Origin of the sequence: Blastopirellula marina (genome assembly GCF_002967715.1) — a bacterium.
Classification (GTDB): domain Bacteria; phylum Planctomycetota; class Planctomycetia; order Pirellulales; family Pirellulaceae; genus Bremerella; species Bremerella marina_B.
In genome coordinates this window covers 183,163-201,203 of record NZ_PUIA01000081.1, presented here as the reverse complement: position 1 = coordinate 201,203, position 18,041 = coordinate 183,163, and the positions used below count along the sequence as shown (strand labels likewise).

Annotated in this window: 13 protein-coding genes and 1 tRNA gene; 10 read left to right on the top strand and 4 right to left on the bottom strand. The window is 57.0% G+C overall.

What is annotated here, in order from left to right; translation table 11 throughout:
- Window positions 1–42 precede the first annotated feature (42 nt).
- The 4 genes from C5Y96_RS24555 to C5Y96_RS24540 all read left to right on the top strand — a co-directional run bounded on the left by C5Y96_RS24555 (window position 43) and on the right by C5Y96_RS24540 (window position 7,357).
- A complete protein-coding gene (locus C5Y96_RS24555) occupies window positions 43–3,336 on the top strand; it encodes a PSD1 and planctomycete cytochrome C domain-containing protein (RefSeq protein WP_105358968.1) in 3,294 nt (1,097 codons plus the stop codon).
- A 42-nt stretch (window positions 3,337–3,378) separates the two neighbouring features.
- On the top strand, window positions 3,379–4,767 hold the full coding sequence (locus C5Y96_RS24550; protein WP_105358966.1) for a DUF1501 domain-containing protein: 1,389 nt from the start codon (window positions 3,379–3,381) through the stop codon (window positions 4,765–4,767).
- A 183-nt stretch (window positions 4,768–4,950) separates the two neighbouring features.
- A tRNA-Lys gene (locus C5Y96_RS24545) sits at window positions 4,951–5,023 on the top strand.
- An 885-nt stretch (window positions 5,024–5,908) separates the two neighbouring features.
- Entirely contained in the window at window positions 5,909–7,357 is a 1,449-nt protein-coding gene (locus C5Y96_RS24540) for a cytochrome-c peroxidase (protein WP_105358964.1), read from the top strand.
- 70 nt (window positions 7,358–7,427) lie between these two features.
- Here the strand turns inward: C5Y96_RS24540 and rsmH are convergent, their stop codons facing one another.
- The gene (gene rsmH, locus C5Y96_RS24535; RefSeq protein WP_105358962.1) at window positions 7,428–8,315 is read right to left on the bottom strand and encodes a 16S rRNA (cytosine(1402)-N(4))-methyltransferase RsmH; all 888 of its coding nucleotides are present in this window, start codon (window positions 8,313–8,315) and stop codon (window positions 7,428–7,430) included.
- 483 nt (window positions 8,316–8,798) lie between these two features.
- Window positions 8,799–9,920, bottom strand: coding sequence for a glycosyltransferase (locus C5Y96_RS24530; RefSeq protein ID WP_105358960.1), 1,122 nt, complete (start codon window positions 9,918–9,920; stop codon window positions 8,799–8,801).
- Window positions 9,921–10,048: 128 nt separating this feature from the next.
- Between C5Y96_RS24530 and queA the strand changes: the two genes are divergently transcribed.
- From queA to C5Y96_RS24510, 4 genes are all read left to right on the top strand, one after another.
- Window positions 10,049–11,095, top strand: coding sequence for a tRNA preQ1(34) S-adenosylmethionine ribosyltransferase-isomerase QueA (gene queA, locus C5Y96_RS24525; protein ID WP_105358958.1), 1,047 nt, complete (start codon window positions 10,049–10,051; stop codon window positions 11,093–11,095).
- 248 nt (window positions 11,096–11,343) lie between these two features.
- Window positions 11,344–11,961 carry an NUDIX domain-containing protein gene (locus tag C5Y96_RS24520; RefSeq protein WP_105358956.1) on the top strand — a complete coding sequence of 206 codons (618 nt, stop codon included), beginning with the start codon at window positions 11,344–11,346 and terminating at the stop codon, window positions 11,959–11,961.
- 76 nt (window positions 11,962–12,037) lie between these two features.
- The gene (locus C5Y96_RS24515; RefSeq protein ID WP_105358954.1) at window positions 12,038–13,246 is read left to right on the top strand and encodes a cysteine desulfurase family protein; all 1,209 of its coding nucleotides are present in this window, start codon (window positions 12,038–12,040) and stop codon (window positions 13,244–13,246) included.
- A 164-nt stretch (window positions 13,247–13,410) separates the two neighbouring features.
- Window positions 13,411–13,743: a HesB/IscA family protein gene (locus C5Y96_RS24510; protein ID WP_105358952.1), complete on the top strand. Its 333-nt coding sequence runs from the start codon at window positions 13,411–13,413 to the stop codon at window positions 13,741–13,743.
- A gap of 93 nt (window positions 13,744–13,836) precedes the next feature.
- Here C5Y96_RS24510 and C5Y96_RS24505 read toward each other — a convergent pair whose 3' ends face one another.
- Window positions 13,837–14,811, bottom strand: coding sequence for a phosphoglycerate dehydrogenase (locus C5Y96_RS24505; RefSeq protein WP_105358950.1), 975 nt, complete (start codon window positions 14,809–14,811; stop codon window positions 13,837–13,839).
- A gap of 125 nt (window positions 14,812–14,936) precedes the next feature.
- Between C5Y96_RS24505 and cbiE the strand changes: the two genes are divergently transcribed.
- Window positions 14,937–16,193, top strand: coding sequence for a precorrin-6y C5,15-methyltransferase (decarboxylating) subunit CbiE (gene cbiE / locus C5Y96_RS24500; RefSeq protein WP_233199102.1), 1,257 nt, complete (start codon window positions 14,937–14,939; stop codon window positions 16,191–16,193).
- 60 nt (window positions 16,194–16,253) lie between these two features.
- Window positions 16,254–17,045: a PIG-L family deacetylase gene (locus C5Y96_RS24495; RefSeq protein WP_105358948.1), complete on the top strand. Its 792-nt coding sequence runs from the start codon at window positions 16,254–16,256 to the stop codon at window positions 17,043–17,045.
- Here C5Y96_RS24495 and C5Y96_RS24490 read toward each other — a convergent pair.
- Window positions 17,003–17,959, bottom strand: a complete 957-nt coding sequence (locus tag C5Y96_RS24490) for an RluA family pseudouridine synthase (RefSeq protein WP_105358946.1) — start codon at window positions 17,957–17,959, stop codon at window positions 17,003–17,005. The genes C5Y96_RS24495 and C5Y96_RS24490 overlap by 43 nt on opposite strands.
- Window positions 17,960–18,041: the final 82 nt, after the last annotated feature.

Here is an 18,041-nt window from a genome sequence, read left to right as displayed (position 1 = left end):
CCTGCCTTCCCGCCTTTGAAAACTCCTGCCCTAGCGGAAACTATGGTGCCACTCTTCCTCCGGTCCAGTTTGGCTGTGTGCGGTTTGCTCGCGACGATCTCGCTTAGCGCGATCGCTGCCGAGTTGGACACGCCGCAGTTCGATGCCGCCCAGCTCGAGTTCTTCGAGAAGGACATCCGTCCTATTTTGGCAAAGCGATGTTACGAGTGCCACGGGCCTGATTCCGAAACGCCTGGTGGCGGGCTCTTCCTCACCTCGCGTGGTGCTTTGCTCGAAGGAGGAGACAGTGGTCCGTCGATCGTCGCAGGCAAGCCGGATGAAAGCTTGCTGATTGAAGCGATCCACTACGACGGTATCTACCAGATGCCCCCCAAATCGAAGATGCCAGCCGACGAGATCGCCAAGCTTGAGCAGTGGGTCACCAGTGGTGCCGCATGGCCCGTAAGTGACGAAAAGAATACACCCCGCAAGGAAGTCTTCGATCTTGCGCAGCGAAAGGCCGAACACTGGGCCTGGCAGCCAGTCGTGCGGCCGAAGCTTCCGGCGGTGAAGAACGAGGCGTGGGTGAAGGACCCGGTCGATCGTTTCATCCTGGCGAAATTGGAAGAAGCCAATCTGCCACCCAATAGTCCGGCCGAGCCTGCCGTGCTGATTCGCAGACTCTATTTCGATCTGACCGGCTTGCCCCCGACGCCGGAAGAGGTCAACGCGTTTCTGGCGGATCCTTCGCCGGCTGCGATTGAGAAGATTGTCGATCAGTTGCTGGCTTCGCCCCGCTTTGGCGAACACTGGGGACGGCACTGGCTCGACCTGGTCCGTTACGCGGAATCGCGAGGGCATGAATTCGATTACGACATTCCCAACGCCTACGAATATCGCGACTACGTCATCCGCGCGCTCAATCAGGATCTGCCGTACAACGAGCTTGTCATCGAACACGTTGCCGGCGACCTCTTAGACAAGCCTCGCATTAGTGCCGAAACAGGCAGTAATGAATCGGTTCTGGGAACCGGCTTCTGGCACCTGGGGGACTGGGTGCATTCGCCGGTCGACATTCGCAAGGACGAGACCGACCGATTCGACAACATGCTCGACGTCATGAACAAGGCGTTCATGGGGCTGACCGTCACGTGTGCCCGATGTCACGATCACAAGTTCGACGCGATCTCACAGGCCGACTACTACGCCCAGATGGGCTTCCTGCAAAGCTCGGCCTATCGCCAGGTTCGCTTTGAATCGGATGAGCACAACCAGCGGATCGCCAACTCGCTGGCGAAGATCAACGACGAATTTCAAAGCCAGGCCAAGTTGGCGTATCAAAGCGGCGTCCAGCAGGCGGCCAGCCGCTGGGAAAAGGAACTGCAAACGCCAGATTCCGCCTGGAGTCAGGCTTTCGCGGAAGCGACCAAAGACGCGAAGCACCCGCTGCACATGTGGGCGAAGGTACTAACTGCTCCGGAAGAGGAGCGTGAGCAACGGATCGCCGCGGCTCAGCAGTTGGTTCAGCAGCAGCGGGCAGCGATAGCTAGTTACCAGGGGCAACAGGTGCATGACTATGCCCAGCTATCTCAACCGCAGTGGCGAACCGATGGTGGCGTCTATGGTGCTGGACCACAACGGGCCGGAACGTTTGCGTTCAGTACTGCTGCCGAAGGTGGCGTCGTTGGCGTGCGTATCGATGGTGCGGCCGTCTACGACACGCGTTGGGGGGAACTCAAACTACAGAACGGCGTGCAGGATGACTTCGGCAAGATCCGTAACTGGAACCGCGCCGGTCGCACGCTCAAGACCGATACGTTCACGCTGAAGGATGGTCATGTTCATTACCTGGTGAAGGGAAGTGGACGGGCATTTGCCGTGGTCGATTCGCATCGCCTGGTGCAGGGACCGCTTCACGGCGTAACTACCCGGGAATGGAAGTTCGACGACGGGGATGCGCATTGGATTACCCAAGACCTGCACGACTACCAAGGGCATGCCACGCATATCGAGTTCTCCCCGATCGACGCCCAGCCAATGGAGATTCTGCAGGTCGTCGAAGGGCCGCAGCCACCACCGCTGCTGAGCAACGAAGCCAAGGCCGCCCTGGCACTTGGCGGCGCGCTTGCCGATGGGGATGTGAGCGTCTCGCGTTTTCTGCAGACCTTGAAGGGTGCCACCGATTCGCCAGAGACAGCACCACTGGCCGATTGGCTGGTGAAGAACTGGGGAACTATTTCGCCTGGACAGCCAGCTCCTTGGAGCGAATCGGCTAATACGTATCACGAGCAATCCCAGCCGCTGTTGGCCAGTGTCAAATGGCGCTCGCGGACGGCTCCTGGCATGTGGGATAACTCGGCCGAGAAGGAAGTCTTGCTGATTCGCGGCAATACGAAGAACCCGGCCGATCTGGTCGATCGGCAGCTACTTACCGCGATCACTGGCAGCAATAACAGCTTCGACCCACACGGCAGTGGACGCTTGCAACTGGCCCAGCAAATGATGGCCGCTGACAATCCGTTCGCCTCTCGCGTGGCCGTGAACCGCGTATGGCACTACCTGATGGGCCGAGGCATTGTACGCTCTGTTGACAATTTTGGGGTTCTCGGCGAACTGCCGACTCACCCGCAGTTGCTCGATTACCTAGCCACGCAGTTCGTGGAAGAGGGTTGGTCGCTGAAGCGAATGATCCGCCGAATTGTCCTTTCGCAGACGTACCAGATGTCGTCGGTTCAGGCAGGCTCGGCCGAACAAGCCGATCCGAAGAACGATCTGTTCCATCGCGCTGAAGTGAAGCGGCTCTCTGGCGAGGCTATTCGAGATAGTTTGCTGATGGTCAGCGGTCGCTTAGACCTGGCGATGTACGGCCCAAGCGTGCCGGTGCATTTGACGTCGTTCATGCAAGGACGCGGCCGGCCAGGGCAGAGTGGTCCTATCGACGGGGCAGGGCGTCGGAGTGTGTATTTGGAAGTGCGTCGCAATTTCCTCTCGCCAATGATGCTGGCCTTCGACACGCCACAGCCGATCACCACGATCGGTCGGCGGAATCAATCGAACGTGCCAGCGCAGTCGTTGATATTGCTGAACGATCCGCTTGTCCTTGAACTGTGCCAATTGTGGGCCCAGCATGCGATTGCCCAGACGCCGGACGACACGCAGCTGCGGATCGAACGCATGGTCGAGCAGGCTTTCTCGCGTAAGCCAACCGCCGAAGAGCTTGCCTTGGCTAACCAGTTTCTGGAAAGCCACGGGCAGACGTTAGCAATCGCCCCGGACCAGATGGCATCGTCGGTTGAATTGTGGCGCGATCTGGCACATGTGTTGGTCAACGCCAAGCCGTTTATTTTTGTTCGTTAACCGGGGAGTCGCCGCGTGGATTCTTGTCCTCAACATTCCAGAATGCCAAGTCGCCGCCAATGGTTGGGTCAGGCGGCCTGCGGTTTTGGTGCGGTCGCACTCAACTGGATGCTACAACGCGACGCTTTCGCGGCCGAAGGGCTGGGCCTGTTAAGGGCTCCGCATGTATCCCCCAAGGTTCGTAGTGTTATCTTCCTGTACATGGATGGCGGCCCTTCGCAGGTCGATACGTTTGATCCCAAGCCGCTGCTCAACAAGTACGACGGTCAACCATTCCCGGCAGCGACGGAACCGACGCAGTTCAATAATCTGGGTGGCACACTGGCCAGCCCTTGGAAGTTTCAGAAGCATGGCCAGAGTGGAATCGAGGTCAGTGAGCTCTTTCCGCACGTGGCCAAGCATGTGGATGAGCTTGCCGTTATTCGCTCGATGACGTCGAACTTCTCAGAGCATACCAACGCCAACTATTTCCTGCACACCGGCAGCGGTCTGCAAGGTCGACCGAGCATGGGGGCCTGGACCACCTACGGCTTAGGAAGTGAGAACGATAACCTACCAGGCTTCGTGGTGCTTAACGGCGGGCTGATTCCGCCGGGCGGGCTTGATAACTTCAATAGCGGTTTCCTGCCGGCGGCATTTCAAGGATCGATCTTCGCGGCCAGCGACCCACCGGTGGCCAACATCCAATCGCGCGACAAGAGCCCTGCCGCCCAGCGAAGCAAGTTGGATCTACTGAGCAAGCTCGACCTACTGACGCTTAACCAGGTTGGCGCGAACGATCAAATGGAATCGGCGATCGCCAATTACGAACTGGCCTATCGCATGCAATCGGCTGTGCCTGATTTGATGGATCTGGCCGACGAAACCCCGCAGACGCTCGAAGAGTATGGTCTGAACCATGACTACGACCCGACGAAAACCTTTGGGCGGCTTTGTCTCCTTTCGCGGAGACTGGTCGAACGAGGCGTTCGTTTTGTCGAGCTGACGGTGCCCAACGTCGGTCACGACCGCTGGGATCAGCATAGCAATCTCAAAGATGGGCACGAGAAAAACTGCCTGGCAGTCGATCAGCCGATTGCCGCACTGCTTTCCGATTTGAAGCGACGCGGGATGCTCGATTCGACGCTGGTCGTGTGGGGTGGCGAGTTCGGCCGGACTCCCTTCGCCCAGGGCAAGAATGGCCGCGACCACAACCCGTTCGGCTTCACCATGTGGATGGCCGGCGGCGGCGTCAAAGGGGGCACCGTTTATGGCAGTACCGACGAATTCGGCTACAAGGTGGTCGAGAACCGTGCGGAAATGCACGACCTGCACGCGACGATCCTGCATCTGCTGGGGGTCGACCATCGCCGCCTGACCTTCCGCTTCAGCGGTAGGGACATGCGTCTGACCGATGTCCACGGGCATGTATTGCACGACATTCTGGCGTAGCTGCGACGAGCAATTTCTCGCACGCCCGGTGAACTTATCGGCAGTAATGCGGTCTTATGAGTAAGAACGAGGAAAGCTGATTTTGCAGCAAAATGGCCACCAGAAACCAGTTACGACGAGCAGCCCCAAGACGGCCCCTTGACAATCCCGCCCATCCGGCGGAAACTGGTTCCCTTCCCAACCGAGATCGTAGCTCAGTCGGTAGAGCAACGGACTTTTAATCCGTAGGTCCTGGGTTCGAGCCCCAGCGATCTCACTGAAAAGGGCTGCTTCATGACATGTGGAGTAGCCCTTTGTTTGTTTCTTGGGTAGATCCTGCGTGTTTCTGTATGGCCCCTCTTGTAGTTTGCCAAAAGCTCCCAGAATGTTGGCAAATACGTATCCAAGTTCATTGACTTGACCGGTGAAGGCGTTACAAAAGGAAGCGTGTTCAATGTCAACTTGTAACGGTTAAGCAAAGTACACAGACCTGTCAGGGGCAGCGCGGGCTTTCTCGACAATGTCGTTTCCGTACCAATGTTTTGGGTAGCGTTTTCGATTTGTGGAATCGGTAAAGCGGGAACATCTTTCGAGTTATTTCAGGTCCACCAATCCTCTTTAGTACGAGCGTCTCTCGCTTATTTGATAGCCGAGATCTTCAAGACGTTGTCAAGTGTTCTTTGCGACATGGGTTCGACGTCTAGGGCCTAATGCACTCAATGCGAGTGCTCAAGCTTGGTGGCAGATTCCTCAAGACTCTGCTTCCTCAAGACTTTGCCGTTAACGCACACCGCTACGAACTGAATTGACGCCAATTCGTTGATTTAAGAGCTCGTCCCAGACGGGGCGCGCATAAAGATGGCCAGTAAGTCCCAGCGCCAACCGGAAGACTTGCTGACCATGGTATCAAAGAGCGCTATTGGTATGCGCTCGCGACACTCAAAACGATTGTAGCGCAGGGATATGAACAGTAAAGATCGAAACCGTTTATTCGATCTTCTTGAAGCGATCCAAACGGAATCGCTTCCGGGGCCTTTGCATTTTGTATCGCTTCCATCGTTACTTATAAGGCCAATTGCCCGCCCGCCCCCGCCGACTCGGGTTGAATATCTTTCTTTTGACGAAACCTGCGAGACGAACCATCATCGGGGGAATTAAAAAAATGTTACTTCATTGCAAGCTACTTTCGTACTTGTTCGTTGCGGTTGTGTTAGCAGCAAGTGCTCAGGCCGCCAGCGCTCAAGGCTTTTTTGGGTTTCCGCTGGCACCACAACAAGACAACCTGGAGCCAATCGAGCAACTGGGGCGTTCACTGTTTAATGATACGAATCTTTCCGTACCGGCGGGGCAAGGTTGTGTCACTTGCCATGCCCCGCAAACGGGTTTTACGAGCCCCAATCTGTTTGTCAACTTTCTTTGGGGGCCTCATTTCGGGGCGATTCCTAATCGCTTTGGTGCCCGCAAGCCACCTTCGGCCGCTTATGCAGGTGATTCTGGTGACCTGACCTATGTGGGACCTGATCCGTTTGGTGTCGACTGGGCGGGAGGGATGTTCTGGGATGGCCGTGCATCGGGGCATCATGCAATGTTCCCGGAATCCGACAGCAGCCCAGAGTTTGATCCACTGGCTGAGCAGGCATTGGCTCCGTTCCTGAACCCACTCGAGCAGAACGTTCCCAACAAAAAGGCCGTCGTTCGCAAGGTGTTTTTCTCGATATATCGCCAGCAGTTCCTCAATGTTTGGGGACCCGGTTCGCTCAATTTCCAGGACGATGAAGTGGTTGAGCAAGCGTACGATCAAATCGTCAAATCGATTGCCGCGTTTGAACGTTCCAGCGAGGTCAATCCTTATTCTTCCAAGTTCGACGCCTGGCTCGCCGGCGACGTCGAACTGACCGAGCAGGAAAAGCTTGGACTTTGGCTGTTCGAGAGTCCGTTTGATGGCGTATCGCTGCTTGACGCAAATGAAGAAGAGGGGCGTACCTCATTTCCGCGGGGGAATCAGGGAAAAGGTCGTTGTGGCGTCTGCCATTCCGAACAGCCAGGCCCCAACGGTGAGCCAGCTGTGTTCACGGACTTTGCCTATCACAATATCGGCATTCCGAAGAATCCAGACAATCCGTTCTACTTTATTCCACGTCGTTTCAATCCTGATCGTGCGAACTTTGTCGATCGTGGCCTGGCCGCGACGCTCGAGAAATTCTTTCTCGCTCAGCAAGCAGATCCTGCGGAGGAAGCACCCTTGAAGATGCTGAATAAGGAGATCACGCAGGAGGATATCGACAATGCCGAAGGACGTCACAAAACACCAACATTGCGAAATGTGAACTTAAGACCCTTCCCCGGGTTCGTCAAAGCCTACGCGCACAATGGAGTCTTTAAATCGATGGAAGAAATTGTTCACTTCTACAATGCTCGTGACATACCAGGCGAATTTGATGAACCTGAGGTGCCGGTCAATCTCACGCAGGGTATTGTCGGTGATCTGGAACTGACCGAAGAAGAGGAACTTGCGATTGTCGCATTTTTGGCAACACTATCCGATGGATATCAACCCCCATCGAATAACGACTTCCCCTTCCCGCTTCCGTTTCCATTCTCCCTTCCGTAGGGAAACGACAGCGAACTAGCCCTTGAGAAATTGAAAGTTGCCCTGAGAAGATGAGGGCAACTTTCATCGCCTACACGCGTTCGGCTACTCGCAGTTTCGCCGTACGGCTACGCGGGTTCTGGGCAATTTCTTCATCGCTGGCGGTGACCGGCTTCTTGGTCAGTCGGTTCAGACGCGGGTCGTCCAGGAAGGCCTGTTTCACGGGCCGGTCTTCCAGCGAGTGGAAGCTGATAATAGCCAGGCGGCCTCCTGGTTTCAGGCGATCAGGCAGCGTATCCAAAGCGGTCTCAAGAGACGAGAGCTCGCGGTTCACGGCGATCCGCAGGGCCTGGAACGTGCGGGTCGCGGGATGGATGCGTCCTCGGCCGCTGCCGGCAACCGGTGGGTAACAGCTTACAACGACGTCGGCTAACTGCTTGGCCGTTTCAAACGGGGTTTCTTTGCGAATGTGACAGATCTTCTTGGCGATCCGGCGGCTCAAGCGTTCTTCGCCGTTCTGATAGATCAGGTCGGCCAGGTCTTTCTCTTTCAAGTGATTAACCAGGTCTGCGGCTGTTTTCTTGTCACGTAGGTCGAACCGCAAGTCGAGTGGGCCTTCGGATTCAAAGCTAAAGCCACGATCATCGTCGGCCAGTTGATCGCTCGATAGACCCAAGTCGAGGAGTATCCCATCGACCTTATCGATACCCAGTGAATCGAGAATCTTCGGGATCTCGACGAAGTTGGCGTGGGCAATCTTCACCGGAAGGCCGGCCAGGGTCTCTTCGGCTCGCTGCAAAGGGATCATGTCGCGGTCGACCGCGACGACAAATCCTTCGTCGCCGAGCTTCTCGGCCATCATCCGCGTGTGTCCGCCGCCACCGAGGGTGCCGTCGACCAGGATTTTTCCCGGTTGAGGGTCGAGCCAGTGGAGAACTTCCGCCGGCAATACAGGTACGTGAACGGTAGGAGCGGCCATAAGATCAGTCGAAAGAAATCAGGCAAAACGTCCAGCTTACCGAAGCAATGGGCCCCGCGGCAGGGCGGGGGAGAAAAAATCCGTCGTGGCGCATCCGTGCCCCAAAACGACGGATCTTGCGGAGTCACCGCTGCACTAGCGACTCCACAGGGCTTGCCCGACCCGGCCTCAATCGTTGATTCCGTGACGGCACTGGTACTCCCGATAGTGGCCTAATCGGGGTGGCATCGTCGCGCGGAGCAAGCTTCGGACGTAAGAATTTATTCGTTAGTTGTTGAACTGTTATTCAGCAAAACATCAACAATCGATGTCGCCTGATGAGCATGTGATTGAGGATATTCGGTGCGCATTTTTCGTCAATCCAGAAACCAGGATGAAAATTTTGCTAGCAAATCACGCTAGCGTGGCTAACGGTTGGCCATCGCGAGAGTTGCGACTAAGCCCCCCGGCAGAAAAAGTTTTGCAGCTTACCCAGAAGGATTGCTAGCGGTTGTTGGGAGATCCGGAAAGTACGTCGTCCAGCATGGTTTCGTAAGACTGCAGCATTTGGCGAAGGGAGAAGCGGGCCTCGATCTGTTGGCGGTTGGCCTGCCCCAGTTGTTGGCGAAGTACCGGGTCTTCCATTAGTTTGCGTAATAACGCTTCTGCTTCAGGCATCTTCCAATGGTCGACCATCTGCACCGAAAGATCGCCGGGAAGCAGTTCCCGCACCCCTTCCACGTCCGTGGCCATCACCGGTAAGCCATGGGCCATCGCCTCGATCAACGCATTGGGCATCCCTTCCCAACGGGAACTGAGGGTGTAGATCTCGCTATCGCGAAACCACCTCGGCAAGTCGTCCTGCCAGCCTTCGAGCCGTACCGAGTCGTTCAGCCCCTCGGACTCGATTTGAGTGACAAGTTCTGGCAAGAGTTGACCGTCGCCGAGGATTACCAGTTCCCACTCAGGCTTCTCACGTAATAGTTCCGCGAGCCGAAAGATTAGCCAGTCGAAGCCCTTCTGGTCGTCGAGTCGCCCCACGGCAATCAGCCGATGCTTGCGATCGACAGGCTCGGCGTAGGTGGTTGGCTGGATCGCGTCGACGTCTATGCCGTTGGGAATTACCTGAAGCTGAGACTGGGGCACGCGAAGGGTCTCAGCGGCAAACTGGCGGACCCCTTCGCTGACGCACAGCACGCGATCAGACTGGCGAGCCGCCCATGACTGAAATCGACGACGCCAACTCCCTTGTTCGACGACCCTAAGCGACTGTAGCCGACGTCTTCGGGTAACGCGTGTCGCCATCGCGGTGACGATATTGGCGTGAAACAGAAAGCTCCAAACGACGTCCGGCTGAGTTTCGCGAATGATGCGTTTCAGCTGTCCAATCGCAGAGAATAGCTGCCATTTCGAGCGACAACCGAGAAACGTAAGGGGGACTTGAGCTGCTTCCAGTTGTTGCACCAGCGCGTCCTTGGGCGTTTCGGGCGGTGGTGCAAGCGCCACGACATGAACTGCGTACTTGGCCGGATCGAGACCGCATGCCACGTTGGCCACGCATCGTTCGGCCCCCCCCACGCCCAGTTCGGTGGTCACAAGCAGGACGCGTTTGGGGGCGGTAGACATGGTGTTGGCAGCCAATGGCGGTAAGTGCGGGCCTAGTCGAGCTTGCCGCTGGCGGCGTATACTCAACCATGGACGACACAACGGACGGACGTCGTTCAGCGGTTAATCACTGATGTTTTGCGAGTTCTATGACAAATATCGACCAGTACGACTACCATCTTCCTTCCGATTTGATCGCGCAGCAACCTTTGGAGAAAAGGACCGATGCGCGGTTGTTGGTCGTAAATCGTCAGACGCAGGAAATCTCGCATCACCATGTGCGTGATCTGCCAGAGTTCCTGAACTCTGGCGACTGTCTGGTATTGAACAACACGAAGGTGGTTCCGGCTCGCTTGATGGGCCGCCGAGCTAATACTGGAGGCCGCTGGCAGGGGTTGTTTGTCGAAACCGACCCACAAGGACACTGGCTGGTCCTGGCGAAGACGCGCGGCAAGATCCAGCCTGGCGAGAAGGTCATTCTCGAGAACCGCGAGGCCCGCGAAGACACCGAACTGGAACTGGTGGCCAACCTGGGTGGTGGGCAATGGGCCGTGAAGCCGTTGACCTTGGAGTCGCCGTTCGACGTCCTCGAACGCGTCGGCCGTGTGCCGCTGCCGCACTACATTCGCGGCGGCGAAATGATGCCGGAAGACTGGAAAGACTACCAAACTGTCTTCGCCGAAACGCCTGGAGCCGTGGCTGCTCCGACGGCTGGGCTGCACTTTACGCATGAACTGTTGAACAAGGTCAGCGCCCAAGGGGTTGACCGGCAATTCGTAACGCTGCACGTCGGTATGGGGACCTTCCGCCCGATCGGGGTCGATAACATCGACCAGCACGAAATGCACTTCGAGTACGGTGAAATTAATCAGGCGACGGTCGACCGGCTCGGCGAGATCAAAGCCAATGGTGGCCGGATTGTTTCAGTCGGAACGACCGCCACACGGGTGCTGGAAACGGCTGCGGCAAGTGGCAAGTTGCAGCCATGGACGGGCAAAACGAATCTGTTCATTCGTCCCCCTTACCAGTTCAAGGCCGTCGATGTCTTGCTAACGAACTTCCACCTGCCCAAGTCGACGCTCCTGATCCTGGTGCGGACGTTCGGTGGCGATGAACTCCTACGCCGGGCCTACCGGGAAGCGATCCGAGAAGAGTACCGCTTTTATAGCTACGGCGATGCCATGCTCATCTTGTAGCAGGGGCGTTAGCGGGGCGGAAAATCGCCTTATCAAGCTTTTCTCAGAAAATGAATGATTTCGCGAGCTATTATCGCGAGAAATGGCTATTCTGAGAGTGTATTAAGCGAATCTTCTCGCCTCGACCGAAAACATTTCCTTTGCTAGTCGAAGGTCCGGCGAGAGGGGTGTCGATCGCGTGATAGCAATGGGGTACGATAGCCCCGTGAAACATCCCATAGTAGCCCCCACATGGAAGGGAAAACGAAATGAGCATTGCGGAAGTCGAGCAGGTTTTAGTGGTCCCTACCGAGAAGTTTCACGAGATCGGTCAGTTCCAGGGATTTCACGACGACGTCGAGACCTACCTGGATCAGCTGCTGACGCCAGAGCAGATGAGCTTCCGCCCGCGCGACATCATGGAAAAGTCGCCAGAGTTCAAGCAGCTAATCCCTTACGTCATCTTTGAATACAGGGACGACCAGGGGACCAAGCACGTTTTCCAGTACGTTCGCGGTAAGGGGCAGGGGGAATCGCGTCTACACAGCAAGCGAAGCGTCGGGATCGGAGGTCACGTTTCCTCAGAAGACGCCCCTGACGCCAGCCAAGATCCATTCCAGCAAGGGATGCGTCGCGAGTTGGAAGAAGAAGTCAGCTTCAATGCACCCCACGAAATGGAATGTGCTGGGCTGATCAACGACGACGAATCGGAAGTCGGTCGTGTGCACCTGGGCGTGGTTTACCTGTGCAAGATCGAACGTCCCGAAGTGATGCCCAACGAAGAAGACATTCTTGACGCCGGTTTCCGCCCGGTCGCTGATTTGCTGGCCAAGCTAGAGGAATTCGAGACCTGGTCGAGCATTTGTCTGAAGGCAATCTACGGCTAGGTTCCGGCACGCCGAACCCTCTTCGCCTGGCAAGAGGGTTCCTTGCCTAAGTAATCGAGTACAATGGTGACCGTCCATGAATCGGTCCACCATTTTGGCAACGGCAGTGCCCATCTACTTTGACAATCACGCTACCACCCAGGTCGATCCTCGCGTCGTCGAGGCGATGTTGCCGACGTTTACGCAAGTTTTCGGCAACCCATCAAGCGTCGGGCATTTGTACGGCGAAGAGGCTAAGCAACTGGTCGAAGCGTCACAGCAGTCGATTGCCTTGGCCATTGGGGCGTCGGCTAGCGAGATTGTTTTCACCAGCGGCGCAACCGAAAGCAATAACTTGGCGATCAGCGGCGTTCTGTCACAGCGTCGTCGTCGCGGAAACCACGTGGTAACCGTCACTACCGAGCACAAAGCAGTGCTCGATCCGCTCGAACAGTGGGAGCATCACGGTTTCGAGATCACGCGGCTTTCACCCCGGCAGGCCAGCGACCCGCTGGCGGGCATGCTCGATCCCGATCAGGTCCGCGATGCGATTCGGCCTGATACGACTCTCGTTTCCGTCATGCTGGCCAACAACGAGATCGGGGTGATCCATCCGATCGCCGAGATCGGCCAGATCTGCAAAGAGCAGGGCGTGCTGCTGCACAGCGACGCAACCCAGGCGGTTGGCAAGACCCCAGTCGATGTCGAGCGACTAGGTGTCGATCTGATGAGTTTTTCAGCCCATAAAATGTACGGGCCGAAAGGTGTGGGTGGGCTATACGTGCGGAAGAGTGCCCCGCGGGTTCGTCTTCAACCGGCGATCTTCGGCGGTGGTCAGCAGCGGGGAATCCGTAGCGGCACATTGAATGTCCCCGGCATTGTCGGTCTGGCGGAAGCTATCCGTCTGAGCGTGGCCGAAATGGAAGAAGAGTCTCAGCGGTTAGCCCAACTGCGAAAGCAGTTGTGGTCAGGCCTGACCGAGCGGATCGCAGGGCTGCATCTCAATGGGCCGTCGCTTGAGGCGACTGGGGCCCGCCTGGCGGGGAATTTGAACTTCGCGGTCGAACAGGTCGACGGCGAGGCGCTGATGATGAATGTCCGCGAAATTGCCGTATCAAGTGGTTCGGCCTGCACTTCGGCCAACCCCCAGCCCAGCCACGTGCTGCGAGCGATTGGCCTGTCTGAGGACCTCACTCGCAGCAGCCTGAGGTTTGGGATCGGGCGGTTCAACACGCCGCAAGAAGTCGAATTTGCCGTTGACGTCGTGGCAGGGGCGGTAGATAAACTTCGTAAGTTGATTGCTTAGCAGGCACTTCGGTTGACCGCACCCTCGATTTTTGGGGTAGAATCGGTAATAATATCAGTGCTCAAGATTCCCCAAGTATTTTGCACCCTTTCCCCGTTTCGGGGCATCGATAATAATAAACACATACAAGTTTGCGTTAATTTAACGTCTGGAGTGAACAAAACATGGCAGTCGTCATTACCGAAAAAGCGGCCGGCGAAGTCAAGCGAATCCTGGAAGACCAGAAGTACGAAGAAGGCACTAAGCTGCGTATCGGTATCACCGCCGGTGGTTGCAGCGGTTTCTCGTACAGCCTGACGCTGGAAAAGGAATACGACGAAGAGAAGGATTCGAAGTACGACTATCACGGCGTCGAAGTGGTTGTCGACAAGAAGCACGCGTTGTACCTCGACGGTACCACGGTTGACTTCTACGACGGCATCGACCGTCGCGGCTTCGCATTCAACAACCCGAACGCTACTCGTAGCTGCGGTTGCGGTTCGTCGTTCCAGGCCTAAGCTGCAAACCAGCTTTGCTGATACACACGAAAAGAGATACGCCCTGGCAATTGCTAGGGCGTTTTCTTTTCTTGAACGCGAATTGGCCGACGCTTACCACTTCCAGGTTGGCTGCACGTCGGGGTTCACGATATGCGCAGTTGGCCACTCGCCGCGATGCAGGGCCATGATGTTCTCGGCCGACATCGTTGCCATGGCGCGTTCCGATTCGAGATCCATCCCGGCCATGTGGGGAGCGAGGACCACGTTATCGAGCTTCAGTAGCGGATTGTCCGCGCGAGGTGGTTCGTCGTGAAAGACATCGAGCCCCGCGGCCAGCACCTGTCCCGACTGTAACGCCTCGGCCAGCGCGCCTTCATCGACCAGGCCTCCGCGGGAAGTGTTAATCAGAATCACGCCCCGTTTCATTCGCTGTAGCGTGACGTGATTGATGATATTGGCTGTTTCCGGGGTACAAGGGGCATGCAGGCTGACGATATCGGCCTGGCTCCACAGTCGATCGAGCGTGACCAGTTCGATACCCTCGTGCGGGGCTGCGACAGGATCGTAGGCAATAACCTTCATTCCCAACGCCAGGGCTTTCATGGCGACGCTCCGGCCAATGAGGCCCAGACCTAACAGCCCCAGGGTCTGTCCGGCCAGACGCGGCCAGCAGATGCGTTTCCATAGGCCGGCGCGGACTTGTCGGTCGCGCTCGATCACGTTGCGGGAAATCGCGAACAGGAAGGCCAACGTCTGCTCAGCGGCCGACTCGTGCAGCACCCCAGGCGTACGGCACACGACGATGTTGTTGGCTGTGGCGGCCTGCAGGTCGATGGAATCGAACCCCACGCCCAGCCGCGAAAGGACACGGACCGAGCATTGATTCAGCAGATCAGCCGGGTAGGGCTCGGTGCTGCACATCACGGCATCGCACCCCTCAAGCTGCGCAAGAAGCACATCTGGCTTGGTCAGATCGTGTTTCACCGGATCGACGAAGCGGACCTCGTACCCGGCCTTGGTTAGCAGGCAAAAATATTCCTGCTGAGGATAATGGAAGTGATCTCCTGTAACGGCGATGGTGGGCATGATGAATCTTCCGGAAAAAGAATGGGGCAGAAGGGAGGGGGAGGGTGAACTTTCCAGAGATCGTCGCATCTCGTAAAATCGACGCAAGTCTTTTCTTCTTCAGAAGCTCGGAATTGGAACAATCGGTGAGTAAGACTCCCAGAATATTTATCGTAGGTATTGGCGACGATGGTCTCGACGGGCTGACGAGCCAATCGATGCGGATCTTGGGGGATGCCAAGGTCATTATCGGCAACCCTCAAGTCCTGGTCCACGTCGAGAAGATCGCTGCCGAGAAGGTGCCGGTCAGTGGCGACCTGAACGAGATCGTAGAGGCGCTTGAAAAGCACAGCGACAAAGATGTCGTACTGCTGACCAGCGGCGACCCGCTGTTCTACGGCGTGTCGCGGTACCTGTGCGAAAAGCTCGGGAAAGATCGCTTCCACGTCATTCCGCACGTCAGTAGCATGCAGTTGGCCTTTGCGCGAATCAAAGAGAGCTGGGACGATGCCCACCTGGCGAACCTCGCCAACCAGCCACTCGAATCGGTGGTGGCTGCTGCCCGGATTTCCGAAGCGATCGGTCTGTTCACCACCGAAGAGATCCCGCCGAAGGAAGTCGCCAAGACACTTCTCGGGCACGATCTCGATTACTTCCATGCCTACATCTGCGAGAATCTCGGCTCGCCGAACGAATGTGTCACGCAAGGTGACCTGAAGGAAATCAGCGAGCAGACCTTTGGCCCGCTTAATGTGATGATTCTCGTTCGCAAGCCCGATGTGCCTGACCGGCCGATGTCGCTGGTTGGCAAACGCAAGTTTGGCAATCCGGACGATGTCTTCCGCCAGGCCAAGCCGAAGCGTGGTCTGCTGACTCCGATGGAGGTCCGCTGCATTGCCCTTAGCTTGATGGACCTGGGTGATTCGAGCGTTGTGTGGGATGTTGGTGCCGGTAGCGGTAGTGTCTCGATCGAAGCGGGAATGATCGCCGAAAAAGGTTCGATCTACGCCATCGAAATGGACGCCGAAGACCATGGCCTGATTCGCGCCAACATCGAAGCTTTCGGCGTGAAGAACGTTCAGGCTGTGCTGGGCAAAGCTCCCGATGCCTGGGCCGATCTGCCGGACCCGGATTGTGTGTTCATCGGTGGTACTGGTCGTCAGGTCCGTGGCATCTGCGAACAGGCTATTGCTCGCATCAAGCCAGGGGGCCGCATCGTGTGCAATCTGAGCAGCATCGAAAACCTGGCCGAAGTGCACCAGCTGTTCGACAGCGAAATGGAATCGGCCAAGGTCACGATGGTGAACATCTCGCATGCCACCTACCAACTGGAACGCCACCGGTTTGAAGCCTCGAATCCAACATTCCTGGTCAGTGCCAAGAAGCCACTGAAAAAGAGCTAACCAACCTCCGGTCCCCCCTCTCTCCCCTCAGGGGCGAGGGGACAAAAAAGAGAGAGTCCGTTGACTGTTGACGTCGAAAAAGAGTATCCGCAGATCGATATTCTGGCGGTCGGTGCCCATCCGGATGATGTCGAGATTGCTTGCGGCGGAACGCTGGCCAAGTTGGCCGACTTGGGACATACGGTGGGGGTCATCGATCTGACCGATGGCGAGCCAACGCCTCGTTCGCCCGATCCGGAAACGCGTCTCGCAGAAGCAGCCGCGGCGGCTAAAGTGCTGGGGGTGCAGAAGCGGATCACACTCGATCTGCCCAATCGCAAGCTGTTCGACAGCTTCGAGGCACGCGTCGCCCTGGCTAAAGAGTTCCGTAAGTATCGTCCCAAGGTGGTTATCGGGTTTGGCGATCGCACGCCGATGGCATCGCCAGATCATTGGCAGGCGATGCAGATCACCGACGCGGCGGTCTTCTATTCACGGCTGACCAAGTGGGACGAAACGTTCGATCACCTGCCGGTACATACGATCGGCCGGCAGTTGTACTACAAGATTGCCTTCGAGCCGATTCACAAGCTCGACGCGCCTGGCAGCTTCGTGCATGACATCACCGATTGCCTGGAGCGAAAGCTGGAGAGCATTCGCTGTTACCAGACACAGTTCTCCGAAGAGAAAGCGTACGTCTTTGAACGCGTGAAGGGAGCGGCGATCTACCTGGGAGCTACAGCCGGGTATGGTGCCGGCGAACTGTTCTACACAACGCGGGCCGTCGGCACTCCAGACATGATGCAACTGCTGTACCCTGACGATCGAGTTTACACCGAGCGGTACTTACGCAAGACGACCAACGTCGAGTGAATGTCTTCTGGAATCGGGGCCTCGAATTCGAGGGGTTCGCCCGTTACCGGATGATTGATCTTCAGCCGCCGGGCATGCAGGGCCGTGCGAGCCAAAACAATTTCTTCGTCGTCGGTTCGTGCGATCTCGCCAAGCGTGATGCGGGCCTGATTTCCATACGCGCGATCACAGAGCACCGGATGCTTGATATGGGCCAGATGGACACGGATCTGGTGGGTGCGACCTGTCTTAGGGAAGACTTTAAACGCCGCGTAGCCATCGAAACGCTCGGCGACTTCGTAGAAGGTCTTCGCTTCTTTGGCTTCCGGATCGTCCCGCACGATCGACATTCGCTCGCGAAAACGGGGATGCGGACCGATCGGTTCGTTGATCACGTCGCGGTCGCGGTCGGGGCAATTGGCAACAATCGCCAGGTATTCCTTCTCGGTGGTCCGGTCGGCAAACTGCTGGCTGAGTGCCTCGTGGGCTTCGTTATGTTTGGCAATTACCAGCACGCCGCTTGTATCGCGGTCGAGCCGGTGCACGATGCCAGGGCGTGAGGCACCGCCGATGTCGCTCAACTGGCTGAACTTCGCGATCAGGGCCGCGGTTAGCGTGCCGTCCCAGTGTCCTTTGGCCGGATGGGTGACCATGCCAGGGGGCTTGTTGATTGCCGCCAGGTGTTCGTCCTGGTACAGGATGTCGAGGTCGAATTGTTGGGGTAGCTGTTCTTCCTGCCGGGCATCGATCTCGGGGTACTCGACGACATCACCCAGACGCAGCTTGTAAGACGGCTTCATGGCCTGGTCGTTGATGGTGACCTGACCTTCGTCGATCGCTTCGCGAACCTGGGCGCGGCTCGCCTTCTTGATGCGGCGGGTAACGAATTGATCGAGCCGTTGCCCCGCGTCTGATTTGTCGACCGTGTATCGCATGTCATGAGACCCAAGAAAGAAAACATGGCCACCGGAAAGTGGCCATGCTGATATTTTATCCCGTGATTCGCCGTAGGGGAGG

Excerpts from the sequence above, each read along its gene's own strand:
- C5Y96_RS24540 (WP_105358964.1), top strand. The coding sequence starts at position 5,909 with ATGTTACTTCATTGCAAGCTACTTTCGTACTTGTTCGTTGCGGTTGTG.
- C5Y96_RS24530 (WP_105358960.1), bottom strand. The coding sequence starts at position 9,920 with ATGTCTACCGCCCCCAAACGCGTCCTGCTTGTGACCACCGAACTGGGC.
- queA (WP_105358958.1), top strand. The coding sequence starts at position 10,049 with ATGACAAATATCGACCAGTACGACTACCATCTTCCTTCCGATTTGATC.
- C5Y96_RS24510 (WP_105358952.1), top strand. The coding sequence starts at position 13,411 with ATGGCAGTCGTCATTACCGAAAAAGCGGCCGGCGAAGTCAAGCGAATC.
- C5Y96_RS24515 (WP_105358954.1), top strand. The coding sequence starts at position 12,038 with ATGAATCGGTCCACCATTTTGGCAACGGCAGTGCCCATCTACTTTGAC.
- rsmH (WP_105358962.1), bottom strand. The coding sequence starts at position 8,315 with ATGGCCGCTCCTACCGTTCACGTACCTGTATTGCCGGCGGAAGTTCTC.
- C5Y96_RS24520 (WP_105358956.1), top strand. The coding sequence starts at position 11,344 with ATGAGCATTGCGGAAGTCGAGCAGGTTTTAGTGGTCCCTACCGAGAAG.
- C5Y96_RS24550 (WP_105358966.1), top strand. The coding sequence starts at position 3,379 with ATGCCAAGTCGCCGCCAATGGTTGGGTCAGGCGGCCTGCGGTTTTGGT.
- C5Y96_RS24505 (WP_105358950.1), bottom strand. The coding sequence starts at position 14,811 with ATGCCCACCATCGCCGTTACAGGAGATCACTTCCATTATCCTCAGCAG.
- C5Y96_RS24490 (WP_105358946.1), bottom strand. The coding sequence starts at position 17,959 with ATGCGATACACGGTCGACAAATCAGACGCGGGGCAACGGCTCGATCAA.
- C5Y96_RS24555 (WP_105358968.1), top strand. The coding sequence starts at position 43 with ATGGTGCCACTCTTCCTCCGGTCCAGTTTGGCTGTGTGCGGTTTGCTC.